The organism is Pseudoalteromonas sp. APC 3358 (assembly GCF_030408075.1).
GTDB classification, from domain to species: Bacteria; Pseudomonadota; Gammaproteobacteria; order Enterobacterales; family Alteromonadaceae; genus Pseudoalteromonas; species Pseudoalteromonas arctica.
Genome location: NZ_JASDCE010000007.1, coordinates 102524 through 127739, shown reverse-complemented (window position 1 = coordinate 127739; position 25216 = coordinate 102524). Strand labels below are relative to the sequence as shown.

General features: G+C 37.8%; 19 protein-coding genes. 14 read left to right on the top strand and 5 right to left on the bottom strand.

The window, feature by feature from the left end; genetic code table 11:
* Nucleotides 1-283 precede the first annotated feature (283 nt).
* From QL995_RS12525 to QL995_RS12500, 6 genes are all read left to right on the top strand, one after another.
* Nucleotides 284-2611, top strand: coding sequence for an agarase (locus QL995_RS12525; protein ID WP_282114193.1), 2328 nt, complete (start codon nt 284-286; stop codon nt 2609-2611).
* Complete coding sequence (locus QL995_RS12520; RefSeq protein WP_165725842.1) at nt 2598-3575, top strand: SMP-30/gluconolactonase/LRE family protein; 978 nt, start codon at nt 2598-2600, stop codon at nt 3573-3575. Before QL995_RS12525 ends, QL995_RS12520 begins: the two co-directional genes overlap by 14 nt.
* A gap of 199 nt (nt 3576-3774) precedes the next feature.
* Nucleotides 3775-4884, top strand: coding sequence for a mandelate racemase/muconate lactonizing enzyme family protein (locus QL995_RS12515; RefSeq protein ID WP_010554481.1), 1110 nt, complete (start codon nt 3775-3777; stop codon nt 4882-4884).
* 448 nt (nt 4885-5332) lie between these two features.
* Nucleotides 5333-6505: a cytochrome P450 gene (locus QL995_RS12510; RefSeq protein ID WP_197151416.1), complete on the top strand. Its 1173-nt coding sequence runs from the start codon at nt 5333-5335 to the stop codon at nt 6503-6505.
* Nucleotides 6506-6565: 60 nt separating this feature from the next.
* Nucleotides 6566-6874: a 2Fe-2S iron-sulfur cluster-binding protein gene (locus QL995_RS12505; RefSeq protein WP_007586189.1), complete on the top strand. Its 309-nt coding sequence runs from the start codon at nt 6566-6568 to the stop codon at nt 6872-6874.
* Nucleotides 6875-6890: 16 nt separating this feature from the next.
* Complete coding sequence (locus QL995_RS12500) at nt 6891-8168, top strand: FAD-dependent oxidoreductase (RefSeq protein ID WP_290294295.1); 1278 nt, start codon at nt 6891-6893, stop codon at nt 8166-8168.
* On the opposite strand, the gene QL995_RS12495 is transcribed toward QL995_RS12500, so the two are convergent.
* Entirely contained in the window at nt 8154-9008 is an 855-nt protein-coding gene (locus tag QL995_RS12495; protein ID WP_231611814.1) for an AraC family transcriptional regulator, read from the bottom strand. The genes QL995_RS12500 and QL995_RS12495 overlap by 15 nt on opposite strands.
* A 36-nt stretch (nt 9009-9044) precedes the next feature.
* Between QL995_RS12495 and QL995_RS12490 the strand changes: the two genes are divergently transcribed.
* The 4 genes from QL995_RS12490 to QL995_RS12475 all read left to right on the top strand — a co-directional run bounded on the left by QL995_RS12490 (nt 9045) and on the right by QL995_RS12475 (nt 13357).
* A complete protein-coding gene (locus QL995_RS12490; RefSeq protein WP_007586186.1) occupies nt 9045-10154 on the top strand; it encodes a Zn-dependent alcohol dehydrogenase in 1110 nt (369 codons plus the stop codon).
* A gap of 11 nt (nt 10155-10165) precedes the next feature.
* Nucleotides 10166-10984 (top strand): alpha/beta hydrolase-fold protein, encoded by an 819-nt coding sequence (locus QL995_RS12485; protein WP_290294293.1) that lies wholly within the window; start codon nt 10166-10168, stop codon nt 10982-10984.
* Nucleotides 10985-10995: 11 nt separating this feature from the next.
* Nucleotides 10996-12918, top strand: a complete 1923-nt coding sequence (locus QL995_RS12480; protein ID WP_290294292.1) for a beta-agarase — start codon at nt 10996-10998, stop codon at nt 12916-12918.
* 157 nt (nt 12919-13075) lie between these two features.
* Nucleotides 13076-13357, top strand: coding sequence for a hypothetical protein (locus tag QL995_RS12475; protein ID WP_290294291.1), 282 nt, complete (start codon nt 13076-13078; stop codon nt 13355-13357).
* 29 nt (nt 13358-13386) lie between these two features.
* On the opposite strand, the gene QL995_RS12470 is transcribed toward QL995_RS12475, so the two are convergent.
* Complete coding sequence (locus QL995_RS12470) at nt 13387-13773, bottom strand: YkgJ family cysteine cluster protein (protein WP_282114199.1); 387 nt, start codon at nt 13771-13773, stop codon at nt 13387-13389.
* A 663-nt stretch (nt 13774-14436) separates the two neighbouring features.
* On the opposite strand from QL995_RS12470, the gene QL995_RS12465 reads away from it, so the two are divergent.
* Nucleotides 14437-14865, top strand: a complete 429-nt coding sequence (locus QL995_RS12465; protein WP_007586178.1) for a hypothetical protein — start codon at nt 14437-14439, stop codon at nt 14863-14865.
* 136 nt (nt 14866-15001) lie between these two features.
* Here QL995_RS12465 and QL995_RS12460 read toward each other — a convergent pair whose 3' ends face one another.
* The gene (locus QL995_RS12460) at nt 15002-15997 is read right to left on the bottom strand and encodes an alpha/beta hydrolase (protein ID WP_290294290.1); all 996 of its coding nucleotides are present in this window, start codon (nt 15995-15997) and stop codon (nt 15002-15004) included.
* A 468-nt stretch (nt 15998-16465) separates the two neighbouring features.
* Between QL995_RS12460 and QL995_RS12455 the strand changes: the two genes are divergently transcribed.
* Nucleotides 16466-18931 (top strand): ricin-type beta-trefoil lectin domain protein, encoded by a 2466-nt coding sequence (locus tag QL995_RS12455; RefSeq protein ID WP_290294289.1) that lies wholly within the window; start codon nt 16466-16468, stop codon nt 18929-18931.
* Nucleotides 18932-19165: 234 nt separating this feature from the next.
* Here QL995_RS12455 and QL995_RS12450 read toward each other — a convergent pair whose 3' ends face one another.
* Nucleotides 19166-20269 (bottom strand): hypothetical protein, encoded by a 1104-nt coding sequence (locus tag QL995_RS12450; RefSeq protein WP_007586172.1) that lies wholly within the window; start codon nt 20267-20269, stop codon nt 19166-19168.
* A gap of 77 nt (nt 20270-20346) precedes the next feature.
* A complete protein-coding gene (locus QL995_RS12445) occupies nt 20347-21120 on the bottom strand; it encodes a phytanoyl-CoA dioxygenase family protein (RefSeq protein ID WP_007378079.1) in 774 nt (257 codons plus the stop codon).
* A gap of 235 nt (nt 21121-21355) precedes the next feature.
* Between QL995_RS12445 and QL995_RS12440 the strand changes: the two genes are divergently transcribed.
* Together QL995_RS12440 and QL995_RS12435 are read left to right on the top strand one after the other, a co-directional pair.
* Nucleotides 21356-22123, top strand: a complete 768-nt coding sequence (locus QL995_RS12440) for an IclR family transcriptional regulator (RefSeq protein WP_007586168.1) — start codon at nt 21356-21358, stop codon at nt 22121-22123.
* 251 nt (nt 22124-22374) lie between these two features.
* Complete coding sequence (locus tag QL995_RS12435; RefSeq protein WP_290294288.1) at nt 22375-25146, top strand: TonB-dependent receptor; 2772 nt, start codon at nt 22375-22377, stop codon at nt 25144-25146.
* Nucleotides 25147-25216: the final 70 nt, after the last annotated feature.

Here is a 25216-nt window from a genome sequence, read left to right as displayed (position 1 = left end):
CTCTACTTTACTGTAACAAATCTACTCGTAGTACCCTCAAAGAATATCTGCTAATGATTATGGAGAGTAGTGTTTAAAGTATTGAATTTTATGTTTTTTATCTATAATTTATATTTTTTAATAGCTCCCTCTATTATATAACGCTTCTAAAACCCACTATATTGTTAACAGTTAATTGTTTTATATCGTCGTGTGTGTAATTATCTTGTGTAGTTTTAACGCTTTTTAGCTATCAATTATTGCTCAAAAGTACACATTTAAACACGCACAATAGTAGGCCAACATGTTTCTCAATCCTTACAGTGTAAAATTAGCATCCTCGTTTTTTTGTTTATCGGTACTTGCAGGGTGTCACAATGCGAAAACTTCAGATCAAGATTCAACTAAAGGGGCCACTCCATTAAAAAAAGAGCATATAATTTTTGATTTTGAACAGGATAATTACAGCCAATATATAAATACAATTAATGGCTTTAGTACATTAATAAAGGAAGGTGGAAACCATAAACTAGCGGTTACATTAAAATCTAAATCTAATGTAGAAAGTGATTTTGAATTCATTAATCCAAAAGGATGGGATTGGCAAGCAACAGGAAACTTTGCCCTTGCACTTGATATACAAAACCCTGATGAGGTTTCTACTCACCTATACATAAAGACAATAGACAAGTCGGGACAATTTCAAACTCGAAGTGTTGTTGTGCCTGCTCAGTCGCAAAACACGTATTATATAGAATTAAAAGGCGTAAATTTGAATGTTAATTCAGGTATTCGCTCAAACCCACCAAGTTGGAAGAGCAGTTATACGCCAATAGTATATAGAGGCGGACAAAAAAATATCGATGTAAGTAGCATTGTTAAAGTATCATTTGGAGTAAAGGGATTACTTGAGGATAAACGTTTTTTAATAGATAACGTTCGCTTAATCAAACCAACTAATTTTGATACTCACTATCTTAAAGGGTTAGTTGATAAATTCGGGCAAAATGCAAAATTAGACTTTACCAACAAAGTATCTTCAACAGAGCAGCTACAAGTTATTTCTCAAAAAGAGCAAATTAACTTACAAAACTCACCAATGAAAGGACGTTCTAAATATAGTGGCTGGAAAAACGGCCCACAATTAAAGGCAACGGGATATTTTAGAACCGAAAAATACAAAGGGAAATGGAGTTTAGTCGACCCAGAAGGTTATCTGTTTTTTTCAACCGGCATTGATAACGTTCGTATGGCAAATACTTCAACCATAACCGGTTACGATTTTGATCAAAGCTATATCAAACAGCGTGAAGCTGGTGATTTAACACCAGAGGATTCTCTTGGGTTAAACCCAGCCCCAGAGTCAGCGTGGCCAACACGCTATAAAAGCTCAGCACTTAGAGCTGATATGTTTAATTGGTTACCCGAGCAAAATAACCCTTTAGCAGATAATTACGGCTATAGGCGCGAAGTTCACAGTGGTGCAATTAAAAGAGGTGAAACGTTTAGCTTTTATCGCGCTAATTTACAGCGAAAATATCAAACCAACAATAATAACAATTTAATGAAACAGTGGCAAAACACCACAGTGAAACGCATGCTTTCATGGGGTTTTACTTCATTTGGTAATTGGATAGAAGAAGATTATTACCATACTAATAAATTACCTTATTTTGCTAATGCGTGGATCATTGGTAATTTTAAAACGGTAAGCAGTGGCAACGACTACTGGAGCCCATTACCTGACCCATTTGATTCCTTATTTGTTGAGCGCGCTGATGTAACGCTTGCAAAAGTAGCCCAACAAGTTAAAAACAGCCCTTGGTGTGTTGGTGTATTTATTGATAACGAAAAAAGCTGGGGCATGATGAATTCTGACGCCGCACGTTATGGTATTGCTATTAATACACTTAAAAATAACGCCCAAAATAGCCCGACTAAAGCACAATTTGTTACCTTAATGAAAAATAAGTACAGCAAAATTAGCAAACTGAATGAAGCATGGAATATACGCCTTGCCTCATGGGATGAGTTTGCTGCAGGCGTCGCACTTACGCAGTTTAACGAGCAAACTAATGAAGATTTATCTACTATGTTATTTCATTACGCTAATCAGTATTTTGCCGTGGTAGACGCGGCTATTGCTAAACACCTTCCAAATCAGTTAAATATGGGGGCACGTTTTGCCGATTGGGGTATGACGCCTGAAATAAGAGCCGCCGCTGCCGCGCATGTAGATGTGATGAGCTATAACTATTACCGGGAGGGATTAAACGAAGATTTTTGGGCGTTTTTATCAGATATAAACATGCCAAGCATTATAGGTGAATTTCATAATGGTGCGCTTGATTCTGGTTTATTAAATCCAGGACTTATACATACTCAATCTCAGCAAGAGCGTGGTACTAAATATAAAAAATACATGAATAGTGTTATAGACAACCCATATTTTGTTGGTGCGCATTGGTTTCAATACATCGACTCTCCACTAACCGGACGAGCATACGATGGTGAAAACTACAATGTAGGCTTTGTAAATGTAGCTGATATTCCATACAAACCGCTTGTAGATGCAGCTAAAAGCATGAATAAATCATTGTATGAACGTAGGTATAACAATGCTAAAAATTAAATATATACTAAGCGCATTGTGTGTTTTATGTTTGGGTGTATCTGCTAAGCAAAGTAACACACTTTTATTCGAGCAAGGCCCCTACAAAATATTTAATGAGCAAGCGCTTGAAGTGCTTAACTTAAATAGCCATGTTAAAACCCTCGCCTCGGGTTATGCTTGGCTAGAGGGGCCTGTTTGGATCAACCAAGGAGGGTATTTATTATATTCTGATATACCTAATCATCAGGTATATAAATACACTCCAGGCAAAGGAGCAAGTTTGTATTTAGCACACAGCGGCTATTCAAACGGTTTAATTGTGAATAAGCAAAATGAGCTTGTGCTTTTACAATCGCGCTCACGTGTAATATCAAAAATGAAGGCATCATTGAGTGTGCCTAAATCAAAATACTTACACATAGTTAGTCATTTCAATACGCAAAAATTTAACAGCCCTAATGATGGTGCTTTTAATGACGACGGCACGCTTTATTTTAGCGATCCCCCCTATGGTTTGCCCAATCAATTAGATGACGAAAGTAAAGAGCTTAATTTTCAGGGAGTATACTCACTTAAAAATACAGGGGAGCTTACCTTGCTAGATCGTGATCTTATTTATCCTAATGGGGTCGCATTATCAGCTGATAATAAAACCTTATATGTAGCAGCATCCAATGCAAATAAACCCGCATGGTATCAGTATCATTTAAACGATAGTGGGGCAGTGATAAGTAAATCATTATTTTATGAATTACCATCAGTAACTAAGCACGACAAAGGTTTACCGGATGGTTTAAAGGTACATAAAAGTGGGGTTATTTTTGCAACTGGACCTAACGGGTTATGGCTGTTTAATAAAAATGCTGAGCTATTAGCTCAAATTGAAATGCCAAATATTAGTGCTAATTTAACGTTTAATCAATCACAAAATCGCGTTTATATAACAGCGCATACGCAACTACTTGCACTTGATTTAAAATAACTTCGCTTTTTCTATAGCTAATTTCAAACCTTTTTAAACACAGCGATAACGTGTGTAGTTTCATAAACTAAAACACGAATGCATTAATATTTAACTAAGTTAATTTCGTTTTATTTAACAAGATAGACTTTACAACGATCACTAGCTGTTGTAGATTGTTAACAATGAACAGTGTTATGTAAACTAATTCGGTGGCTTAATGAAAGTATCATCACAAACAATTAAAAGTGTAAAAGTCGAGTATTACCAAATTCCGTTAGCTGAAGTGCTAAGTGATGCGAAGCACGGTGATCACACTCACTTTGAAGTTATTACACTGCATATTATAACTCATGATGGTTATGAGGGGATGGGATATACCTACACTGGCGGTAAAGGTGGTCGTGCAATTTATTCACTTCTTAACGATGAAATTAAGCCTGGTCTAATTGGACAAAGTTCAATGTCTATCATGGCAATTTGGGACAAATTACAGTGGGAACTTCATTATGTTGGCCGTGGTGGTTTACTTAGTTTTGCCATATCTGCAGTCGATATAGCGCTGTGGGATATTAAATGTAAGCGTTTAAACGCGCCATTATGGCAAGTCGCGGGCGGTAGCTGTAATCAAACAAAATGTTATGCAGGTGGAATAGATTTAAACTTTAGCCAAGAAAAGCTGCTTAATAATATAGGTGGTTACCTGCAGCGTGGTTTTAATGCAGTAAAAATTAAAGTAGGTAAACCCAACTTTAAAGAAGACATAGAACGCGTAGCCGCAGTAAGAGATCTAATTGGCGAAGATAAAACGCTTATGGTAGATGCTAATTATTCAATGAGTGTCGAGCAAGCTATTCGTTTTGCCAAATCAATTGAAAAATACGACATTACTTGGTTTGAAGAACCTACCATACCTGATGATTACAAAGGCTTTGCTCGTATAGCGCAAGCTACTTCGATACCGCTTGCAATGGGTGAGAATTTACATACATTGCACGAATTTGGCTATGCGATTGACCAAGCTAAATTAGGTTTTTTACAACCAGATGCATCAAATATTGGTGGCATAACAGGGTGGTTACATGTAGCGAGTATGGCATATACCCATAATTTACCTATTTGTAGCCATGGCATGCATGAACTACATGTATCACTGTTGGCATCTCAGCCTCACGCTGGTTTTTTAGAAGTTCATTCATTCCCTATAGATGAATATACAACACGTCCTTTAAAGCTTGAAAATGGGCAAGCGTGCGCGCCAGATATAATTGGGACGGGTGTAGAATTTGACCCTCAACTAATGAGAACACATTTAATTAAACAGTCGTAACTAGAAAAATTAGTAATAAAAGAAAAGAGTTGTTGTGTGTCCACAAATTCAGTGTAGAAATTATTTATCAAGGAATGAATGATAATCTCTTTGTCATAAGTTTTAATTTATGAGTACTGGTTTTGTGGACGCTTTTATAAAGGTAAATAGTTATTGCCATTGCAAATATTGATTTTTTTACACAAACCCAAATTGCTTAGTCTGCTGTAAAACTGTTGGTTGCAATTCACACCGAAAATAGCTTCATTACCTAGATTTTAAATTAATTAGTTAGGGGCTCTCACAACTCCGTCAAAAGCCAGCTTTAATTGCTGGCTTTTTTATATTTAAAATAGCAATAAAGAGCATCAAATTACCATTTTTAAGCAAAATCCGTGTATTTGTATAATAAAGTTGCGATTAAAATGGTGTATCAAAAATAGATTAATAATAGAAATTAGGTTTCATTATGACGTCAAAAGTAACTGGTATTAGCGAGTTTCCCGATGCGTTTGCACAGCAACGAAAAGTAACAGGAATGGGTCAAATGGATGACCAAAACGATCCTGTAAATATGATCTTAGGCTTAAAAGATGTACGAAAAGCAGCGCATAATTGTGCTGTTTTTCAATCGGGTGCTAAACCTGGACGTATTGTAATTCCATCAGAAGTGGCAATACGTGAAACACGCCAAATTCCGTTTGAAGTAGACCCTCCTCAGCACGGTGGCTTTCGTGAATTATTAAACCCTTGGTTTAAACGCCCATTAGATGAATGTTACCAAGCGCGTTTACAAACCATTATTGATGAAACTATTGAAAACGCCTTTAAAGCAGAGTCGTTTGATGTGGTGTCACAATTTGCTTTACCACTTCAATCTAAAGCGTTAACGCTGTTACTTAATACCTCAATGGATAAAGCACAAACATGGATAGATTGGGGTACTCATGTATTTAGAAGTGAAGACAGTGACCTTGATGGCGATAAAGCCAATATTCTATACAACTACATTGATGAGCAAATAGAAAACGCCATTGCAATCCCGGGTGATGATTTATATTCAGTGCTTTTAAATTCACAGGCGAACGGTAAAAAGCTGAGTAAAGAAGAAGTAAAAGGTGTGATGATCCTCACCTTTGCAGGGGGGCGCGACACCGTTATAAACGCGATCACAAACTCTATTGCCTACTTTAGCGAAAACATCAGCGATTTAAAGCGTATTGATGATGAGCCTGAAATATTAAACAGGGCCGTAGAAGAACTAATTCGCTATTTTTCGCCGCTTACGCAAATGGGCCGTGTCGCTACGCAAGACACAAGTGTATGTGAGCACGCTATAAAAGCCGACACACGAGTTTCGTTATGTTGGGCGTCGGCTAATCGCGATGAAAAGGTATTCAAAAACCCTAACAATGTCGACTTCGATCGAAAAGTTAACCCGCATATTAGTTTTGGTTTTAGCCATCACAATTGTTTGGGCGCAACGCATGCCCGCCAAATTTTACGTCAACTAGTGTTATCGCTTGCTAATAAAGTTGCTCAAATAGAGGCAATAAAAGCAGATGAAAATATTGAAAAACTTGGTGAGTTTTCAAGAAAGGTTGGCTTTAACAGTCTGCACGTTAGCTTTAAATCAAAATAAAAACACCGTAGAAAATAGTTAAATAAATATAGTAACAAGTAAAAGTAGAGGATTAATACGATGGCGAAAGTAATATTTATAACCAAAACAAACGATGCAGTTGAAGTAGAAGGCGACAGTGGCTCGCTAATGGAACTGGCATCAGCAAATGGTGTTGCTGGTATTGATGGTGATTGTGGCGGTGTATGTTCGTGTGCAACGTGTCATATTTACTTAACACCGGATGACTTTAAAAAAGTAGGCACACCCGATGAGATAGAAAGCGACATGCTAGAGCTGGACGATAACGTAACGCAATACAGCCGTTTATGTTGCCAAATTGAGGTGTCTGAAAATATTGATGGCATGACCTTCAGAGTAGCCAATTAAAAGCGGGTACAGCATTATGCAAAACACACAATTAGAGCCAAACTCACTGCAGCAAAGCGTTGTTATTATTGGTGCAAGCCATGGCGGCGTTAACTTTGCATTTAACTTACGCCAGCAAGGTTGGCTGGGTAAAATTACATTACTCGATAGCGATCCTGAACTGCCATATCACAGGCCACCGCTGTCTAAAAAAACGCTGCAATCGTTAGAGGTAAAATCAATACCTTTAAAGGTGCAAAAATCCTACACAGATAGCCATATAGATTTATGTTTAGGTAAGCGTGTTATTGCAATTAATAAAGATAACAAAATAGTTACTCTTGAAAATAATAAGCATCTAGCATTTGATAAATTAGTAATCGCAACCGGTTGCTCAGCTTTTATTCCTCCAATTACAGGCCTTAGTGAAACTGTAGATGAATATGGCACCTCTCAATATTTCGCAATGCGAACACATAGTGATGCCGTAGCAATAAAAAAAGCGCTAAGTGCAAGCACTAACAAAGAAGTGGTGATTATTGGTGGAGGTTATATCGGCCTTGAATCGGCGTCATCCTTTATTGCACTTGGCGCTAAAGTAACGGTTATCGAAAAACAAGAAAAAATACTATCGCGAGTCACATCATCTGCTATGTCTGACTTTTTAACTGATTTACACAAAGCGAAGGGGGTAGACCTGCAAACAGCAAAAGATATTGTACAAATTAAGCACACAAACAATAAACATTATGTGCAATGTAGTGATGGCAGTGAGTATCCCGCCGATTTTATTTTAATTGGCGTAGGTGTAAGGCTAAATACACAACTTGCAACAGATGCTGAGCTGGTGGTTGATCAAGGCATAAAAGTAAATGACGTATGCCAAACATCACACCCTGATATCTACTCAATTGGTGATTGCACTATTCATTTTAATAAAATTTATAATCGTTGGATCAGACTTGAGTCGGTACAAAACGCAGTTGACCAAGCTAAAGTTGCTGCGCAGTTTTTAGCTAAAAATAATACGTCAGCTCCTGCACTCCCTTGGTTTTGGTCAGATCAATACGAATATAAATTACAAATAGTAGGTTTATCACAAGGCTATAACGAGATTATTAAGCGCCAAGAAGCTCCCGGTCAATTTTCACTTTGGTACTTTAATAACGACACACTGCTTTGTGTGGAAGCTGTTAATTATGCAAAGGCCTATGTACTTGGCACACAGGCTATTAAGCAAGGTTTAAAGGTAAACAAACAGGTATTGAACAATTTGACTATAGCACTTGCAAAGCCTCAGTTATTTCAGGCGTAACTGCTGTCGATACTGATGCGGAGTCACTTTAAAGTGATGTTTAAACTGCTTAATAAAATACGACGGGCTAGAAAAGCTTAAATCGTAAGATATATCAGTCACCGAAACATCACTTTGCCCGAGTAACCGTGCGGCATTATATAACTTGTGCTGAATCAGGTAGTCGGAATAAGGCACTCTAAAGTGCTTTTTAAATACCCTTGAAAAATACGAAGGTGATAAATGGCAAAGGGCTGCGGCTTGCTCAAGTGACAGGTTAAGGCCGTTATTTGTTTTAAGCTCATTAATTACCGGAGCAAGCTTTTTAAAACTTGCTGAGCTACTTAATGACGTTTGCTGCTTAGATAAACTGCTTTTACCATATTCGCACACCATAGTGATTAAGCTATCAAACAGTTGAGCACAGGTTTTACTTTTAGGATTTTCGTTAAATTCGCTAAGCATCCAAGCGAGCAACTTATGAATCCTTTTTTGTATTTCAATGCTAAAGCTTAAATGCAAACCAGTTTTTAGTAATTCTATAAATTCTTGTAAGGCCTGATTATTAAGGCGTTCAGGCATAAATTGCACAATATACCAAGATTTAGGGCGCGGATTTAAAGCAAAGTCGTGGGTTTCCATAGCGGGTGTAAAAACGGCCTCAAAATCAGAAAGAATCGATTCACCTTGATGATAAAAATAAGTGCCGTCAATTTGTTCAAAAAATATAAATTCATGCACCTGATGAAAGTGCATAAAACATGAATAGCTATCGTGCTGAAGATAACTTACATGATGAATTTCGAAATCGTAACCGTCTTTTATACAAAACGGTTCACAGTAAATTGTCGGTTGCTTCATAACATAATACTTATATTTAGAGACTTAGGAGTCTACATGTACAAGGCAAAAGCTGCAATTGCAGATGGAAAAGGCGGTTTTTTCTTCGATACCGTTAATGTCGGAAAACCAAGTGCTGGCGAAGTAAAAATTAAAATAAAAGCCTCAGGTATTTGTCATACAGATTGGGATTCAATTAAAACGTGGAATAAAAAATTTATCATTGGTCATGAAGGCGCAGGAACCGTTGTTGAGTTGGGCGAAGGTATAACGGAATTTACTATCGGGGATAAAGTAATACTAAATTGGGCAATTCCGTGTGGTGAGTGTTTCCAGTGCCAAGAGGGTAATTTACACATTTGTGAAGTAAATAGCCCCGTAACTGGCAATGGTTTATGCGGACACGCAGGTAAACAAGCGTGTGAGCATAATGGCAATAGCTTAGAGCGCTCATTTCATTTAGGTACGATGAGCGAATACACCGTCGTTAAGGCTGCTGCAGTTATAAAAATACACAGTGACATTCCTTTTCCAAGTGCAAGTATTGTTGGTTGCGGCGTAATGACCGGTTATGGATCAGTGGTTAATGCAGCTAAAGTAAAAGCAGGTTCTTCAGTGGCCGTATTAGGCTGTGGAGGCGTAGGACTAAATGCAATACAAGGGGCTGCAATTTCAGGCGCCGCTAAAATAATAGCAATTGATTTGTCACCGGAGCGATTAACACAAGCTAAAGCATTTGGTGCTACACATACCGTACTTGCTAAAAAGTATGACCCTGATTTAGTTCACATGATAAACGAAGTTAAAGCGCTAACAAATAGTCGCGGAGCCGATTATGCCTTTGAGTGTACAGCAGTGCCGGCACTTGGTTCAGCGCCATTAGCATTAATACGCAGCGCGGGCGTTGCGGTGCAAGTGAGTGGCATTGAGCAAAAAATAGATTTTGATTGCGAACTATTTGAGTGGGATAAAATTTATATAAATCCGCTCTACGGGCAATGTAATCCTAAGCGCGACTTTGCTCAAATACTAGACCTTTATGACGCAAAAAAGCTCAAGCTCGATGAGCTAGTCACAAAAACTTACTCGTTAGATGAGTTACAAACAGGCTTTGACGACATGCTAGCAGGGCGTATCGCTAAAGGTGTCGTCGTGTTTGATGATTAAAGGAGTATAAAATGGCAATTCATCGTTTAGAAATATCAAATAGCAGCTACACCGCTGATAACTTTGTAACGCTAACCGCGTATAGCAGCCACTTAAAAGGGCGAGGTGATATAAGCATTTACCAAGAAGCAACCAGTAATAAAAATGTACCTATAATTGTATTACTGCATGGTGTGTATGGTAGCCACTGGGTGTGGAGCCAGCTAGGGGGCGTACATAAAGTGTATCAGCAGCTTCGTAGCAGTGGCCTTAACGAGTTTGTATTAGTGATGCCATCAGATGGCGCGCCCGCCGAGGGCAGCGGGTATTTGCCACTTAAAAATGCAGATTATGAAGCATGGATAGTTGATGATGTGATTAGCGCTGTTATTCAAACTCAACCAACGTGCTCGAGCTCATCAAATATTTATATTACGGGCCTTTCAATGGGAGGGTATGGAGCATTATGTTTAGGTGCAAAGCATCCAACTATTTTTAGCGGTATATCAGCGCATTCATCAATTACTGAGCTTGACGACTTTAATCACTTTGTTGATGAACACACTCTAAAGCCACTAAAAAAAACCACTGATAAGTACAAAGGCGACGTGTTTAAAACATTGAGCGCGAATAAAAAGACATTACCGCCACTGCGATTTGATTGCGGAAAAGACGATGTACTTTTTAGTGCTAATACTGCGCTTGCAAAAAAGCTAGTTGATGAAAATGTTCCTCATACGTTCGATATTTTTGCAGGCACCCATTGCTGGGAGTATTGGCACGAACATGTAGCTAAAACTATGATCTTTTTTGCTCAATTAGAAAGCAAAACTCACACACAATTAAAATAAGGAGATAACCCATGAAAGTCATTAGCTCACTTTTAATTGCATTTGCATGTACTGCATCATGCAATTTAGTCGCACAGCCAGAAGTATCCGTAAATTTAAACGTAAAGCGAAGTATTGACGGCCTATCAACCTTTGATAGAAGCAAATATATTGTTATGCACTCGATGCTAACAACAACCGATTGGAAGGGGGAAGAAGATAAGCTCGACTACTTACTTAACGACCTTGATGTGTACTTTGGTCGTGATAACGGTTCTATGCCGTATTACGCGACTCAAGTTGAGCAGAACCCAAATAATCTAGGGTACGCAAGCCCTGAGAGTATCGCTGCTTATGGCAAAACTGCTCGCGAAGATTATTATGGTAAAACGTTGTCGAAGCTTCATAAATACGACAATAGAGCCCACGTAATGATAGGCGGGCAAATTAATCAGTTTTGGATTGGTAATCATAAAGGCAAAGGCGAATGGAGCTTTGCTAATACCGATGCCGTGGGTCAATATATGGGAAATTTTGTAAATGAATTTTATCGAAATGACAACCAAGGACCGAACAAAGGCCCAGCACGCCCACAATACCTTGAAATACTTAATGAGCCACTTTACGAACTTGTTGATGTACATCACGGTAAGCCTATCGATACATTTATTTTTCATAACGAAGTAGCCCAAGGCATACGAAAAGTTAATACAAGTATTAAGATTGGTGGGTTCACCACTGCTTTTCCATGGTTTGACGATAACAATTTTAATCGTTGGGATGAGCGAATGAAGCTATTTTTAGATACCAGCGGTGAATACATGGATTATTTTTCGATTCACCTTTACGATTTTGGCTACTTAAACCGCGATAAAGGCGTTGCTAACTTTAAAGGAGCCCGTATAGAAGCCACTATGGATATGATGGAGCAATACGAAAAGCTTAAACTAGGTAAGGTAAAACCTTTCATGATTTCGGAATACGGCGGGCGTGACCATAAAACAGAAGCAACGCCATGGACTGCAATAAATGACTGGCAAACTATGAAATCGTTTAGCCCTATGATGATGCAATTTATGGCTAAACCTAATCTCATACTTAAAGCCATTCCATTTAGTTTAGCAAAAGCAGAGTGGAGTGGTAATGAGGGACGCGATTATGCTTGGCGCTTGCTACGCCACAATGACGAAAAAACAGGTGAAACAGGCGATGAATATGTATTCACCGACATTATTAAATTTTATCAATTGTGGTCAGATGTAAATGGCACACGTGTTAATACTGAATCAAACGAAGCCGACTTACTAGTAGATAGTTATGTAAACAATAACAAAGCATATGTAATTATCAGTAATTTAGAAACAAGTGCTAATAGCGCCTTGCTAAATTTAACAGAGCTACCAAGCAATCCGATTAATAACATTAAAATTAAGCACTTGCACTTTGCTAATGGTGAGCCAACACTTACAACAACATCACAAAATATTGGTGTAAAAAATGAGTTACCAAAAAGCATTAACATAGGCGCAGAAGCCACAGTAATTATTGAATATACGTTCAGCGACAATATAAAAATTACTACTGAGTCTGACGAGCATAAATACTATGCAACAACCTACAAACAGGCAATTAAAGCCAATACAGCGCTTAAATTTAACATTAACGATGTAAAAATAAGTAAATATGGTAAAGGTATATTGCGTTTAAGTTTTGGTAGAGAGCATGATTTAGCTCAACAACCTATCGTTAAAGTAAATGACACTTTAGTTACTGTACCAACCGATTATGCCGGTGATGAGCAAGTATTTCGCCCACAAGTATTTAGTATGCTAGAAATCGAAGTACCAAACGAGCTGTTAAAAACCAATAATACAATATTAGTTACATATCCTGATGATGGCGGATTTGTTAGCAGCGTGACGCTCCAAGCGTTTGAGTACAGTGATGATATTTAATTTAAAAAACTAACTATTTGTTATGTTATAAAAAGCAAGGTCACTAATTATTAGTGGCCTTAGTTGTCACAGAAGTCTTATTAAATTTTAAAAATAGATGGCATAATTTGTATGCATTAGTGATTGATCTTTATGTGTATTATATTTACTTGTGCTATTGGCCGAAAAGAAAACAGATGCCTTAATGGTCGGCGGAAGCTTATGTTATGTCTATCCCGCACTACTTGTTTATGGGGTACCAATATCAATTTTATTAAAAAAATTTAATGTTTTTAATTTACCTATGGTTCTTTTAGCGAGTGCAAGCCAATTTATTGTAATTATTTCAATAGGTTGGATTGAGCCTATAGGACCCTTTTTTTTAATTTGCTTTGGCTCTATTGTAGTTGCTATAGGTTGTTGGTATACAGATTTACTCTTTTTTAAAAATAAAAACTAACCAATAACCTGTTGCAGTTTAAAAGAGAATTATCGACTATCAATCATAAGTATATCGAGTTTATGTTGAGCTCTGGTTTGATTCTTTATGTCGATAGCTTCAATCATCTCGCATTCGTCTCTGATCATTTCAGGAATGAGGCTAGGGTAGTGGCGACAGTCCTCTGGGCGGTCGAGGTAAATACTGCAGGTATACATATTTTTAGCGAGAGGATCTTTTTTAGGCGCAATTTCTAAAAATGGGCACACTTGAAGTCTTAAGCCTGTTTTTGGGTCAAACCAAATTTCGTTGTTTTTAACGTATTCATAAATTTCGGGGTTAAAGAGCTCCCATAAATCTATTTCCTCTTTCGTTGCGCTTAAATCGCCGCCGCCATATTTAATACAGCATTTACCACACTGGTTGCATTCTTTCATAATTTGCTAATTTGGTTGGCTGTTAACGAGTTTAAGTTAGTTATTAGTGTAGCACCAAATTTATTATTAACGCTCTACTGAATTTACCCATCCTTTAATTTTTGGGTGTGTAAACAATATTTAGATACAATAACTTAAGTTAAAACCCTTTGTTACATTTTATATAGTACAGGCTTTATTTAATGGTTTACTCTAAAGGTAGCGAAAAATATTACAAACCCCGCTTGAGCAACTGTGTGATTGTTAAATGTTGCTGAGCGCAGATACCTAAGCAGGGCGTTATTATGAAGGAGGCTGTCACTAAGTTAAAAACAGAATTTAATGCAAAGCTATTATATTGGAACAATCTTAAAAGTAGCAAAGCTAAAGCGGCAATCATCCTATTATTTTTAGTTGTCATTGCACTTAAAGTCTTTACGACCATTTTTACGTTGGATTGGGTTGCAAGTTTATTCAGCGTGTAAGTTTACCAAGAGTAATTGCGATAAAGTTTAATCTCAGAGTGTTTAACGCCTACGCGATGTTCATTATTAATGTATTATTACGCTATACACCAAATTAAATAAATCAGTTGTTTAAATACGTTTTATAATGACTGTAATGATACATTTTAGCTAAATTGAGTGAGTAAATGAGTTTAGCTGCATTAAAGGATAACCAGTGATGATGAATACAAAAGTATATAAAGCGGTACATGATCTAGCAGAAGATTTAATGGCGGCGGCTAACAAAAATAACCGTGAAAAGTTTGAGTCGTTATTTGCTCAATTAAAAGCTATTTGTATTGAAAACGAAAACACCTCAAAAGATCACCCTGTACAATGGGAAACTTTAGCTGATTTTACCGAAGAGTTAGAAGAGGCAATTACTACTTACGAAAAAGCATTAGAAAAGTCGATTGCGATTAATAACAAAGATCACATGTCGTCGGTTTCTTTTTCAATGGCTACATTACAGCTTGAGCTTGGCCAAAAAGATGAAGCTATTAAAAACCTTCAAAATGCTAAAGTCAGCGCCAATAAAATTGAAGACAAAGAGCTTAAAGCTGAAATACACGACCTACTAGAGTCGCTTATTGAAGAAGAAGGTTAAATACATAAAAGTATAACTTATCCATATTAAATGTGATTTTTGTGGATTTAGCTTGAGCTTAATAAAGCGCTGATGGTTTATACCCTCAGCGTTTTTTTATGTTCGCTATAAATACTAAACCAAAAGAAAAGGCTTACTATTGAGCTAGCTTATTCATAAAATCGATAATGTACTTTGCAATTTCTACTGGTTTTTCTTCAACGCTAAAGTGCCCTGAATCGAGTAAATGCAGTTCAGCGTTCGGTACATCTTTTAAGTATGCTTTAGCGCCTTCGGCTATAAACGCAGGGTCGTTTTTACCCCATACAATTAACGTTGGTGGTTGGTACTTGCGTAAATAAGCTTGCCACTTTGGATAGTCGAGAAGGTTGTTGTAGTAATCTTGTAGCAATTGCACTTGAATTACTCTATCGGCTTTGGTTTGTAAAAAGTGAAAATCGTGCGTCCAGCTATCTGGGCTCATTACTTCTGGGTTACTTTGTACGTCTCGTAAATACTGCTTATTAATAATGGCTTGTTCAGACGTGAACGAATAAATTTTATCTTGCTGAGCTTTCGAACTATCTTCATTCGCGGCTTTAAAAAATGCTTGCCTCAGTAGGGTTAGCCCCTCTAAATACGCATTACCATTTTGTACAATAAGTGCATCAAGTTTATTAGGATTATTTAACAACATTCTAAAGCCTACGGGCGCTCCAAAGTCTTGTATATATAGGCTGTAGCGCTTTACTTTAAGCGTTGTGAGTAACCCTTCAACGTATTGAGCTAGTAATTCAAAAGTATATTTTTGAGTTTCTGGGTTTGGGCGTTCGCTGTATCCTGAGCCTAAATAATCGGGGGCAATTACATGATAACGCCCTGATAAAAGCGGAATTAGCTCACGATAACTATGTGAAGAGGACGGATATCCATGTAAAAGTACAATGGTTTGCTTATGTTGCGTGCCAGCTTCTCGGTAAAATATTTTTTTACCGTTTACGTTTGCATATTTGTAAGCGGTTTTTGACGGCCATACAGCATCAACGGCATGCACTTTTGCGCTAATCAAGTACAAGATAACTAATGAAAAGACGAGAAGTGAAAGTAAGTGAGCTAGTTTTATTATGATTAGTTTTTGTAAATTATAGGGCATAAGTAAACTCGTTAATGTGTTTGATAATACTGCTTTATTAACTAATTAGACCTGCCTTTTTGATAATTACATTCATTGAAGCCTACAAATCCCTTAAATACTTAATGGTAAAATATAATAGCTGTTAACTCTACAACCTCTAAAATAACTATTCTGATCTGTAGTTAAAAATATATTTCAAAAAATATACTTTCTGCATACTGACAAATTAAATACATTTTATAACAGATAGTTATGGTTTTTTTTGTCGCAAGTATTACAAGTTGATATTATTTTTAACTGTAAATGGTGTGTTCAGGCTGTTCATTTAAGCTTTAAATAAACGTGCCGGATATTGATACTAAAGTGTGGAATTTAAATAAAGAGTTAATTTTATGTTGTAAATAGTTAATTGTTAACATTATATTGGTTGTGTACTCAATGCCTTTACACAAAGGATTAATTTTCACACCAAGATAGGTAACAAAAATGAAAAAAAGCTCATTATATTGTGCGGTTTCGTCCGCGCTACTACTTTCAAGCGTTTTTAATGCACACGCTGGCACAGTTATTAAACAAACGTCGTCGCAAATGTGTTTTAGAACCGCAGGCAATGCAGTAAATGGTACTCAAGTAATATTAAATAATAATTGTAGTGGCGACGCAGCTAGGTTTAGTTGGACATCTGGTGGGAGTATAAAACACGATAAGTCAGGTTTATGCATTCATCCTGGCGGGTTAGTAAATCCGGCGGATGGACAGCAACTTGTATTGTGGTCGGGTTGCGATTTTGATAATCGAGTTAAATTTACTAAAACATCCGCAAACGCCATTAAGCATGTATCGGGAGGTAAATGTGTTCAACCAACTAACATATCAAATGGTAGTAACTTAGTTGTTAGATCGCAGTGTGGTGCAAATCAAAATAAGTTTGTTGTTGAGCAACAAGCAAGCAGCGGTGCAAGCGTTAGTAACGATAAAGTTAAGGTACAATTTAATATTGATACAAAACATGCCGTAGGACAGTTTGATAGCTTCGACCGTCGTAAATTTATTACGTTACATTCATCAAATACCGAAAGTGACTGGTTTGGAAATAATGCTCAAAGCTTAAATGCGCCTAATGCAGATCCTGATTTAATGACGCATTTTTTAGAAGATTACGATGTGTACTTTGGCCGTGATACGGGTAACATGAAATATCAACTAACACAATTACCAGAAGATTCAGCAAAACCAGGTTATGCAAGCGCGGCAACCGCAACAACAAATGGTGGCGGAGTTAAATGGAATTACACCAATATTACAACAGCTCAAGCTAAAACAATGCGAAAGCATGAAGGGCGTAACAGTGATTTAATTGTCGCTGCACAGCAACACCCTTATTACCCTGATGGTACTAAAATTGGGAATCAAAATTGGTCTTTCTCGCAAACAGATACAGCAGGTGAACCACTAGGTACAGCCCTGGGCGACTACATGGCGCAGTTTTTACAAAAGTACTTTAAAGCAGGCACATCAGACAGCCTTGGTCAAAAGCGCCCAACATATGTTGAGGTAATGAACGAGCCACTATTTGAACTGCACGACTTTCCGCATAACGGCTATGATAAAGAGAGCCTCTATGACATTTTTAGATTGCATAACTCAGTTGCTGATGTAATTAATGCTAACCTTTCACTGAATGATGTAAAAGTAGGGGGGTTTACGGTGGCGTTTCCTGATTATGAAAAAGGGTCACAATTTTTCGATAACTGGAAGCAACGCGACAAGGCATTTTTAGATATTGCAGGAAATAAAATGGACTTTATTTCGATGCACTTATATGACTTTCCAAATTTCCCAGGTGGTCCTGGTGGTCAGCATCAAATACAGTACAGAAAAGGCAGCAATATGGAAGCGACCCTTGATATGGTTGAGCAATATATGGCTTATAAGTGGGGTAGTATTAAACCGTTAGTTATTTCCGAATATGGCTCTCAATTACAAGGCTCATTTGGTACTAAATGGACTCCGCAACGTGACTGGTTATGTCTAAAGGCAATGAGCTCTATGCTTATGAGCTTTATGGAAAGGCCAAACCGTATTGATAAAGCCATTCCGTTTATTCCATTAAAAGCAGAATGGGGCCGTATTAGCGACACTATTCCCTACTACTGGCGTTTACTGCGTCAAGCTAAAGAAGGTGAAGGCGAAACCGGCGAGCAATGGGTTTACACAGAAATGGTTAAGTTTTACCAGTTATGGTCTGACATAAAAGGGACGCGAATTGACAGCTGGGCAAGCGATATGGATATTCAAGCTGACGCGTATGTTGATGGCAAAGATGTTTATTTGATATTAAACAGCCTTGAATTTTCACCGACTGATATCGATTTAAGTGTTTTAGGTAAGGGTTCTAACGCCGTAACGAGTGTAAATATTAAGCACTTATATCCTAATGCTCAAGGAAAACCAATATTGGATAACAGCAACAGAACAACACTCCCAAGCTCTGTTGTATTGGGCTCTGAATCAACCATGATAATTAAAGTGAGTCACCAAAATAATGTTGCTATTAACAATATCAATCAAGAGTCTAAGCATTACGCAAGTGCAGTAGTTAAAAATATTGCAGCCAACGCGACCCAGTTCTTTACTATTAACAATGTAGATAAAGGGGCTAATGGCGAGGCTACATTGCGCTTAGGTGTTGGCCGCCCTCATGGAAAGTCGTTAACGCCAGTTGTGACTGTTAATGGTAATAGAGTCGCTATTCCTACTGATTTTAGAGGATATGATCAAAAAAATGGTGGCCTTGGACGTGAGCGTTTCTTTGGTGTTATTGAAATTCCAGTGCCATATAATAACATTAATAAAACTAACAATATTGAAGTTACATTCCCTGACAGCGGTGGTGCAGTTAGTTCACTAACATTACAAAACTTTAAAATGAGTAAACGTATTACTCGCTAAAAACGTGTAATAAAGGTTTAGTAATAAACAAACTGCGGGTTTATCTATATGATAGCTTCGCAGTTTTTTATTTGTATCGCTACAACTGCCTAACACAATACAAATAAACTAATACTAAATATGCGAGGAGTGGCTTTAGGTGTATTTTTGCTGTTAAGCCTGTGAGTTTTATGCTTTATAATGAGTACAAGGTACTCATTATTAAAAATAAACACTATTCTCAGAGCGTTAAACTTAGCATGGTTGTTTTATTAATTTAATTGGGTATGTTTTAGAGGAGTTCCACTGGCCTACATATAAGTTGTCGTCTTGATCTACGCAAATACAATGCACGTGATTAAAAATGTCCCCGTTACTTTGCATCGGCTGTAGTTCACCATTTTTGTACTGGGGTTGCGGTGCTCCTAAATTAGCTATGAGCGTGTTATTTTTATCAAATATACTAATAAAGCCAGAGTCGTCAGCATTTTTATTGTCAATATGCGACCAGCAAACAGGTGCATAAAATAGTTCGCCTTTGAACACGGGACCGCCAATATATGCCCCATTAGCGCTAATTCTATCAAGGTACTTACCATCAAACGAAAATACTTTTAAACATTGCTCAAAACGAGAGCTTACTATTAATGTGGGATTTGATGGATCGCGTAAGTCTACTTCAATACCGTGGGTGTTGTGTAAATTGTAATTTTCGTCATCATTATGGTGACCGCCCCAATGGTTTATATAGCGGCCTTGTTTATCATAATGCAGTAAAAAGTCGCTGCCATAACCATCGGTTACATATAAGTCCCCATTGGGGGCAATGGCAATATCAGTAGGGCGAAAAGGTTGCTCGGGTTTATAAGCACCGCACGTTTGTGGATGGCCAATACTGTAAATCAGTTTGCCATCTAAGGTCATTTTGGAAATAAAGCCAGCCTGTGGAATGACATTGTTAGTAGGGCTATCCCATTGCTCTGTGCTGTGACCATCCCAGTGGCGATTAACAATCCAGCCACTATCTACAACGTATAAAAATTCTTGCTCGCCTTCTTTTACAATTTTTATAGCGTGTCCACCAGGAAAAGAGCTTCCAAAAGCGTCAAGTAATTCACCGTTTTGGCTATACACTAAAATATTATTAGTCGTGTTATCGGTGATCATAAATATTCTCCCTTGTGAGTCCATCACCATCGCATGACAATTTTCTATAGGGTATTTATTGGGGTTTAACTTCCCCCAGTGGGCGTCTATTTTGTATTTAAATTGACCTTGGCCAATTATTTTCCCGTGCGGGTCTTCGTCATTTTTAGGAGTAGCGTGAGGTATAAGGTGTTTTTGCTCTGAGGTTAACATACAGAATTTTCCATATAAAAAAACCAGCTTATGCATTGGGCTATAATGCATAAGCTGGTTTAGGCTAGAAGGTTACTTTAAGTGCGTTCTTTTGCTTTAAAATTTAAAATAGCATCATCGTTAACGCGATTTAAAGGATAATAAACAGCTTCGTTTTCTTTAAATGGTTGGTTGCTAATCGCATTGTAAGCACTGATCATTGACCAACGAGGTTCTGCAGCACGGTTTTGATTTGATTTATGCAGTAAATTACAGTGGAAAAACAGTACATCACCTGGTTCAAGTTCTACATTGATAAGTTCATGGTACTTCATTGCTTCTTCTACAAACTCTAAACAGGCGCCTTTTTGGTCACCCGTTTTACTGTGATCCAATCGTCCCAAATGATGTGAGCCTTTAAGTACTTGCAAGCAACCATTTTCTTGCGTCGCTTTATTAATGGCGACCATACAGCTAATTGATTTTGGATAAAGCATGTAGTTATCACGATGCCAGTAGCCAAAATCTTGGTGCCATTCCCAGGCACCACCTACAAATGGTTCTTTCATCATAATTTTAGTGCTGGTGTGGTACACCTCTTCGCCAATAAGTGTTTCGCATACTTCAATTAAGCGACGACCGCGAGAAAACATACTGTATAAATCGTCGCCTGTTTTTTGCCATAAACAGACTTTACTTACAGCGCCGTCGGCGTCTTTTTTGTCCCATGCTCGCTCATAGAGTGTATCGTCATTAAAAGCAGTTTGTTGTAATAGCTCAATTTCATCAGCGCTGTAGTAATTTTTGACAATAATATAACCATCACGATGAAAATCAGCTATTTGTTGTGGTGTTAAATAAGTGTGTGACATAAATATATTTCCATTTTCTCTTACAGTTGTATATTGTTAACAATGATTGCTCGGTTAAGCATTTAGGTCAAGCGTAATTTATATAAAAATATAGAATTCATATATGAATGAATTTTGTTTTATTAAGTCATTGATTTTAAATTATTATTGAAAATTTCAAGCTAAAAAAAAGTTTTAAATTTATATATAAACAAACGTATTGTTTATCAATTTTAAAAGGCATAAATAAGTACAAATGAACGATAAATCAAAAACTAAATATGCAGTTCCTGCTTTAGATAAGGGGTTGGATATATTAGAATTTTTAGCAAAAAATAAAAGGCCTTGTACACAAAGTGAGATAGCGGCTGGTATTTTAAAAACACCTAACGAAGTCTATAGAGTACTTATTGGGCTTGAAAAACGCGGTTATCTAATTCGCTCTGAAACCTCTGGTCGATATCATTTGTCATTAAAGTTGTATAATTTATCGCGAAGTATTTCACCAATGGATAATGTACTAAAATCGGCCTTGCCACATATGGAAGATCTAGCTGTAAATATTGAACAATCATGTCATCTAAGTATGCTTTATCAAAGCCAAGCTATGGTGGTAGTGCAAGCGCGTAGCAAAAGCCCTATGCATTTGAGTATTGCAGAGGGGGCTTTATTTCCACTTAGTAGCTCAAGCGCTGGTAAACTGCTTTTAGCCAACAGTAATGACGAAGTGCGGCAAATGCTTATCGAACACGATGAAATTTACAGTGCTAGTAAAGACGCCTATAAAGCATTATTAAATGAGCTAAACACAATCAAAGTGCAAGGGCACATAATGCAAAGCAATCCACTTATCGCCGGAGTACACGATTTTAGTGTCTTAATTGGCAGGCCTAATGCAAATTTAATAGCTGCATTGACCATTTCTTCTTTTGACTCAACCCTAAACACTCACGCTAATAAACACAGTGTAATTAGCGAGCTTAAAAATACCGCCCAAAAAATAACCTCATTATTAGAGCGCTAATACCAACTAGCGCTTTTGTAGGGAGCAACCCGCTCAACAGTCATGCATAAGTCTCAGTACTTTACTGCTTGCTTACAATGTCGAATACAAAACCAACGCTAACTGTAAAATAAATGGTCAATTTGTTTGACTTAATTAGCTAAACTAATTTATTGTAAAGTTAATTGTTAACAATATTATGATGACAATAAGCATCCCGTAAATAATCCGTCAACGATTACACGTAATAAACACAATATTTAGGTGCAAAAATGATTAACACACAATTTAAATTAAATGCGATTTGCGCAGCAATGCTGATAACGTCTCCTGTAAGTTATGCCGCACAGGAAAACGAGACAACTGTACAAAGTGATGTTGAAGTTATCCAAGTAACAGGTATCAGAAGCGCATTAAGTAAATCTGCTTCAATAAAGCAAGACTCATCAGGCGTAGTTGATGCTATATCAGCAGAGGACATTGGTAAGTTACCTGATACTAACTTAGCTGAATCGCTGCAACGTATAAGTGGTGTATCAATCGACCGTGCAAACAATGAAGGCAACCAAGTTAGTGTCCGTGGTTTTGGTCCAGGTTTTAACCTTGTCACCTTAAATGGTCGTCAAATGCCTAACTCCTCTGTATTGCAAGAGGCGGGTGTTTCACGCAGCTTTAACTTTAGAGAAATAGCGGCTGAAAGTGTGTCGGGCGTAGCCGTTTATAAAACGGGCAAAGCGAATGTGGCCTCAGGCGGTATTGGCGCAACGATTAATATAAATACAGCAAAACCATTTGATTTTGACGGTTTTAAAGCATTTGCAAATGCAAAGGCAATTAAAGACACCAGTTCAGAGAAATCAAACGTAACACCAGAAATTTCGGGAATGGTTAGCCAAACATTCGCTGATGATACGTTTGGTGTTTTACTTGCCCTGTCGCATTCAGAGCGAGAAAGTGGCCGAGAGCGCGTAGGCACATCGCAAGGTTGGGTGCGTAACCGAGCAAATGCTGCAGGTGTTGATAGCAGTGCAATTGATACAACAGCTAATCCAACTGGTACTTATTGGGTACCTTGGACGCCAGAAATGGAGCGCTTTGAAACTAAGCGAGAACGCCAAAATGCGCAGTTGGTTTTACAGTACGCTCCTAGTGACAACTTAACGGCTACCCTTGATTACACTTTATCGCGCTTTGAAGAAATTAGTAACACAAATAAAATGGCATTTTGGTTCGATAACCCAACAGGCACCGCCGATGAAAATGGCACTTTAGTCGATATTAAAAATGCAAATGATGAGTTAAATTTTTGGGCGTGGGAACTCTACGAGGAAAAAGAAAACGATTCATTAGGCTTAAATTTATCGTGGCAAGCAAGCGATTCATTGAAACTTACGTTTGACGCTCATAACTCTACATCGCACTCAAACCCAGATGGTGATACAGCTGAAACAATCGCGAATTTAAAGAATGTCCCAGGTTCGGTTAAATCCATCAGTGCTAACTTCTCTGGTGATATTCCGAGTATTGGGGTTGATGATTCAACATTGGCGGGTGGGGCTTACAACCCAGCTAATATTGTGTCAGATTTATATCAGCGCCGTGGCTATGAAATGAAAAATACCATTAAGCAGTATCATGCAAGTGGACAATGGGAGAATTTGAAGAGTGGGGCACTCAGCGCTATTAATTTTGGTGTAATGTATACCGATTATCAAATTGATACTTATCTTTCTGAGCAATTTTCATTTGTGGATATTCCCCTAGACAACCTAGGGCTAACCTTTGATGAACAAGGTGACTTTGCTGATGAGTTTTCAGGTTCGGATCAGCTATTTCCATTTATTCCACGTTACAGTGCCAACGATTTTGTAGATATTGTCAGAGATGAAGGATTATTTATTGAGCCAAATATTTCTACAAATGGAGTTGAGGAGCAAACGCTCGCGATATATGTATCATTTGATCTTAAAACCGAATTTAACGATATTCCAATTGATATGAATGTCGGTGTGCGCTACGAAGACACCGATGTAACAGGTTATTCAGTCAAGCCTGGGGTTGTTGCTTTTAACTATCGTCATGCTGAAGAGCTTCGCCCTGTATTTGCTGCAACAGCAACACCGCAGGAGCTTGAAGGTGGTTATACACGTATATTACCAAACTTTGATATAAGCGCCGACTTAGATGACGGCTTTAAAACTCGTTTTTCATATAGTCGTACTTTAGCCCGTGCAGGTATTGGTGGTATGTTCCCATCAACTACCATTAACGCCCGTCCTGAAGGACCGTTTAATGCATCGCAAGGTAACCCTAACTTATTGCCAATTACGTCAGATAACTTTGATTTTTCAGTTGAGTGGTATGGAGACGACGGAAGCTATGCATCGGTTGGTTACTTTAAAAAGTTTGTTGAAAACTTCATTGGTGCAGGCGTAGTGCAAGGTACGCTAAATGATGTAAATGGCGAGCCGTTGCGCGATCCAAGTGTTAACCCTCGCCCTGGTTGTCCTGATAGTTCAGATACACCTAACCCAGCATGTTTAAGCCAAGCGTCAGACCCGATTGTTACATTTGATATAGCAACGCCAGATAATCTTCAAAATCGTGAAGTAGATGGTTGGGAATTAAATGCGCAGTACATGGTGCCTGATACAGGCTTTGGCGTCGTTGCTAATTATACGATAGTTAATAGCGATGAATCGTTTAAACCGTATGATTTTGACCAAACAATTGCACTAGCAGGACTAAGCGACTCAGGTAATTTGGTCGGCTTTTACGAAAACGATGATTACCAAGTACGTTTAGCCTATAACTGGCGCGATGATTTCTTACTGTCTTTGGGAACTGAGCCTACATTTACAGAGGCGTACGGTCAGCTAGATTTTAGTTTTAATTACACCATTAACGACACCTTGGGTGTTAGCTTTGATGCACTTAATTTAACTAATGAAACAACACGCCGCCATGGTCGTTTTGCAGAGCAATTAGTATCTGCTGAGCAATATGGTCCGCGCTTTAGCATTGGCTTAAGTGCTAAATGGTAAGTTAGTTTTTGACAAATAATACAAAACGACAGCTCAGCGCTGTCGTTTTGCCTTTTAACTAACGAGGTTG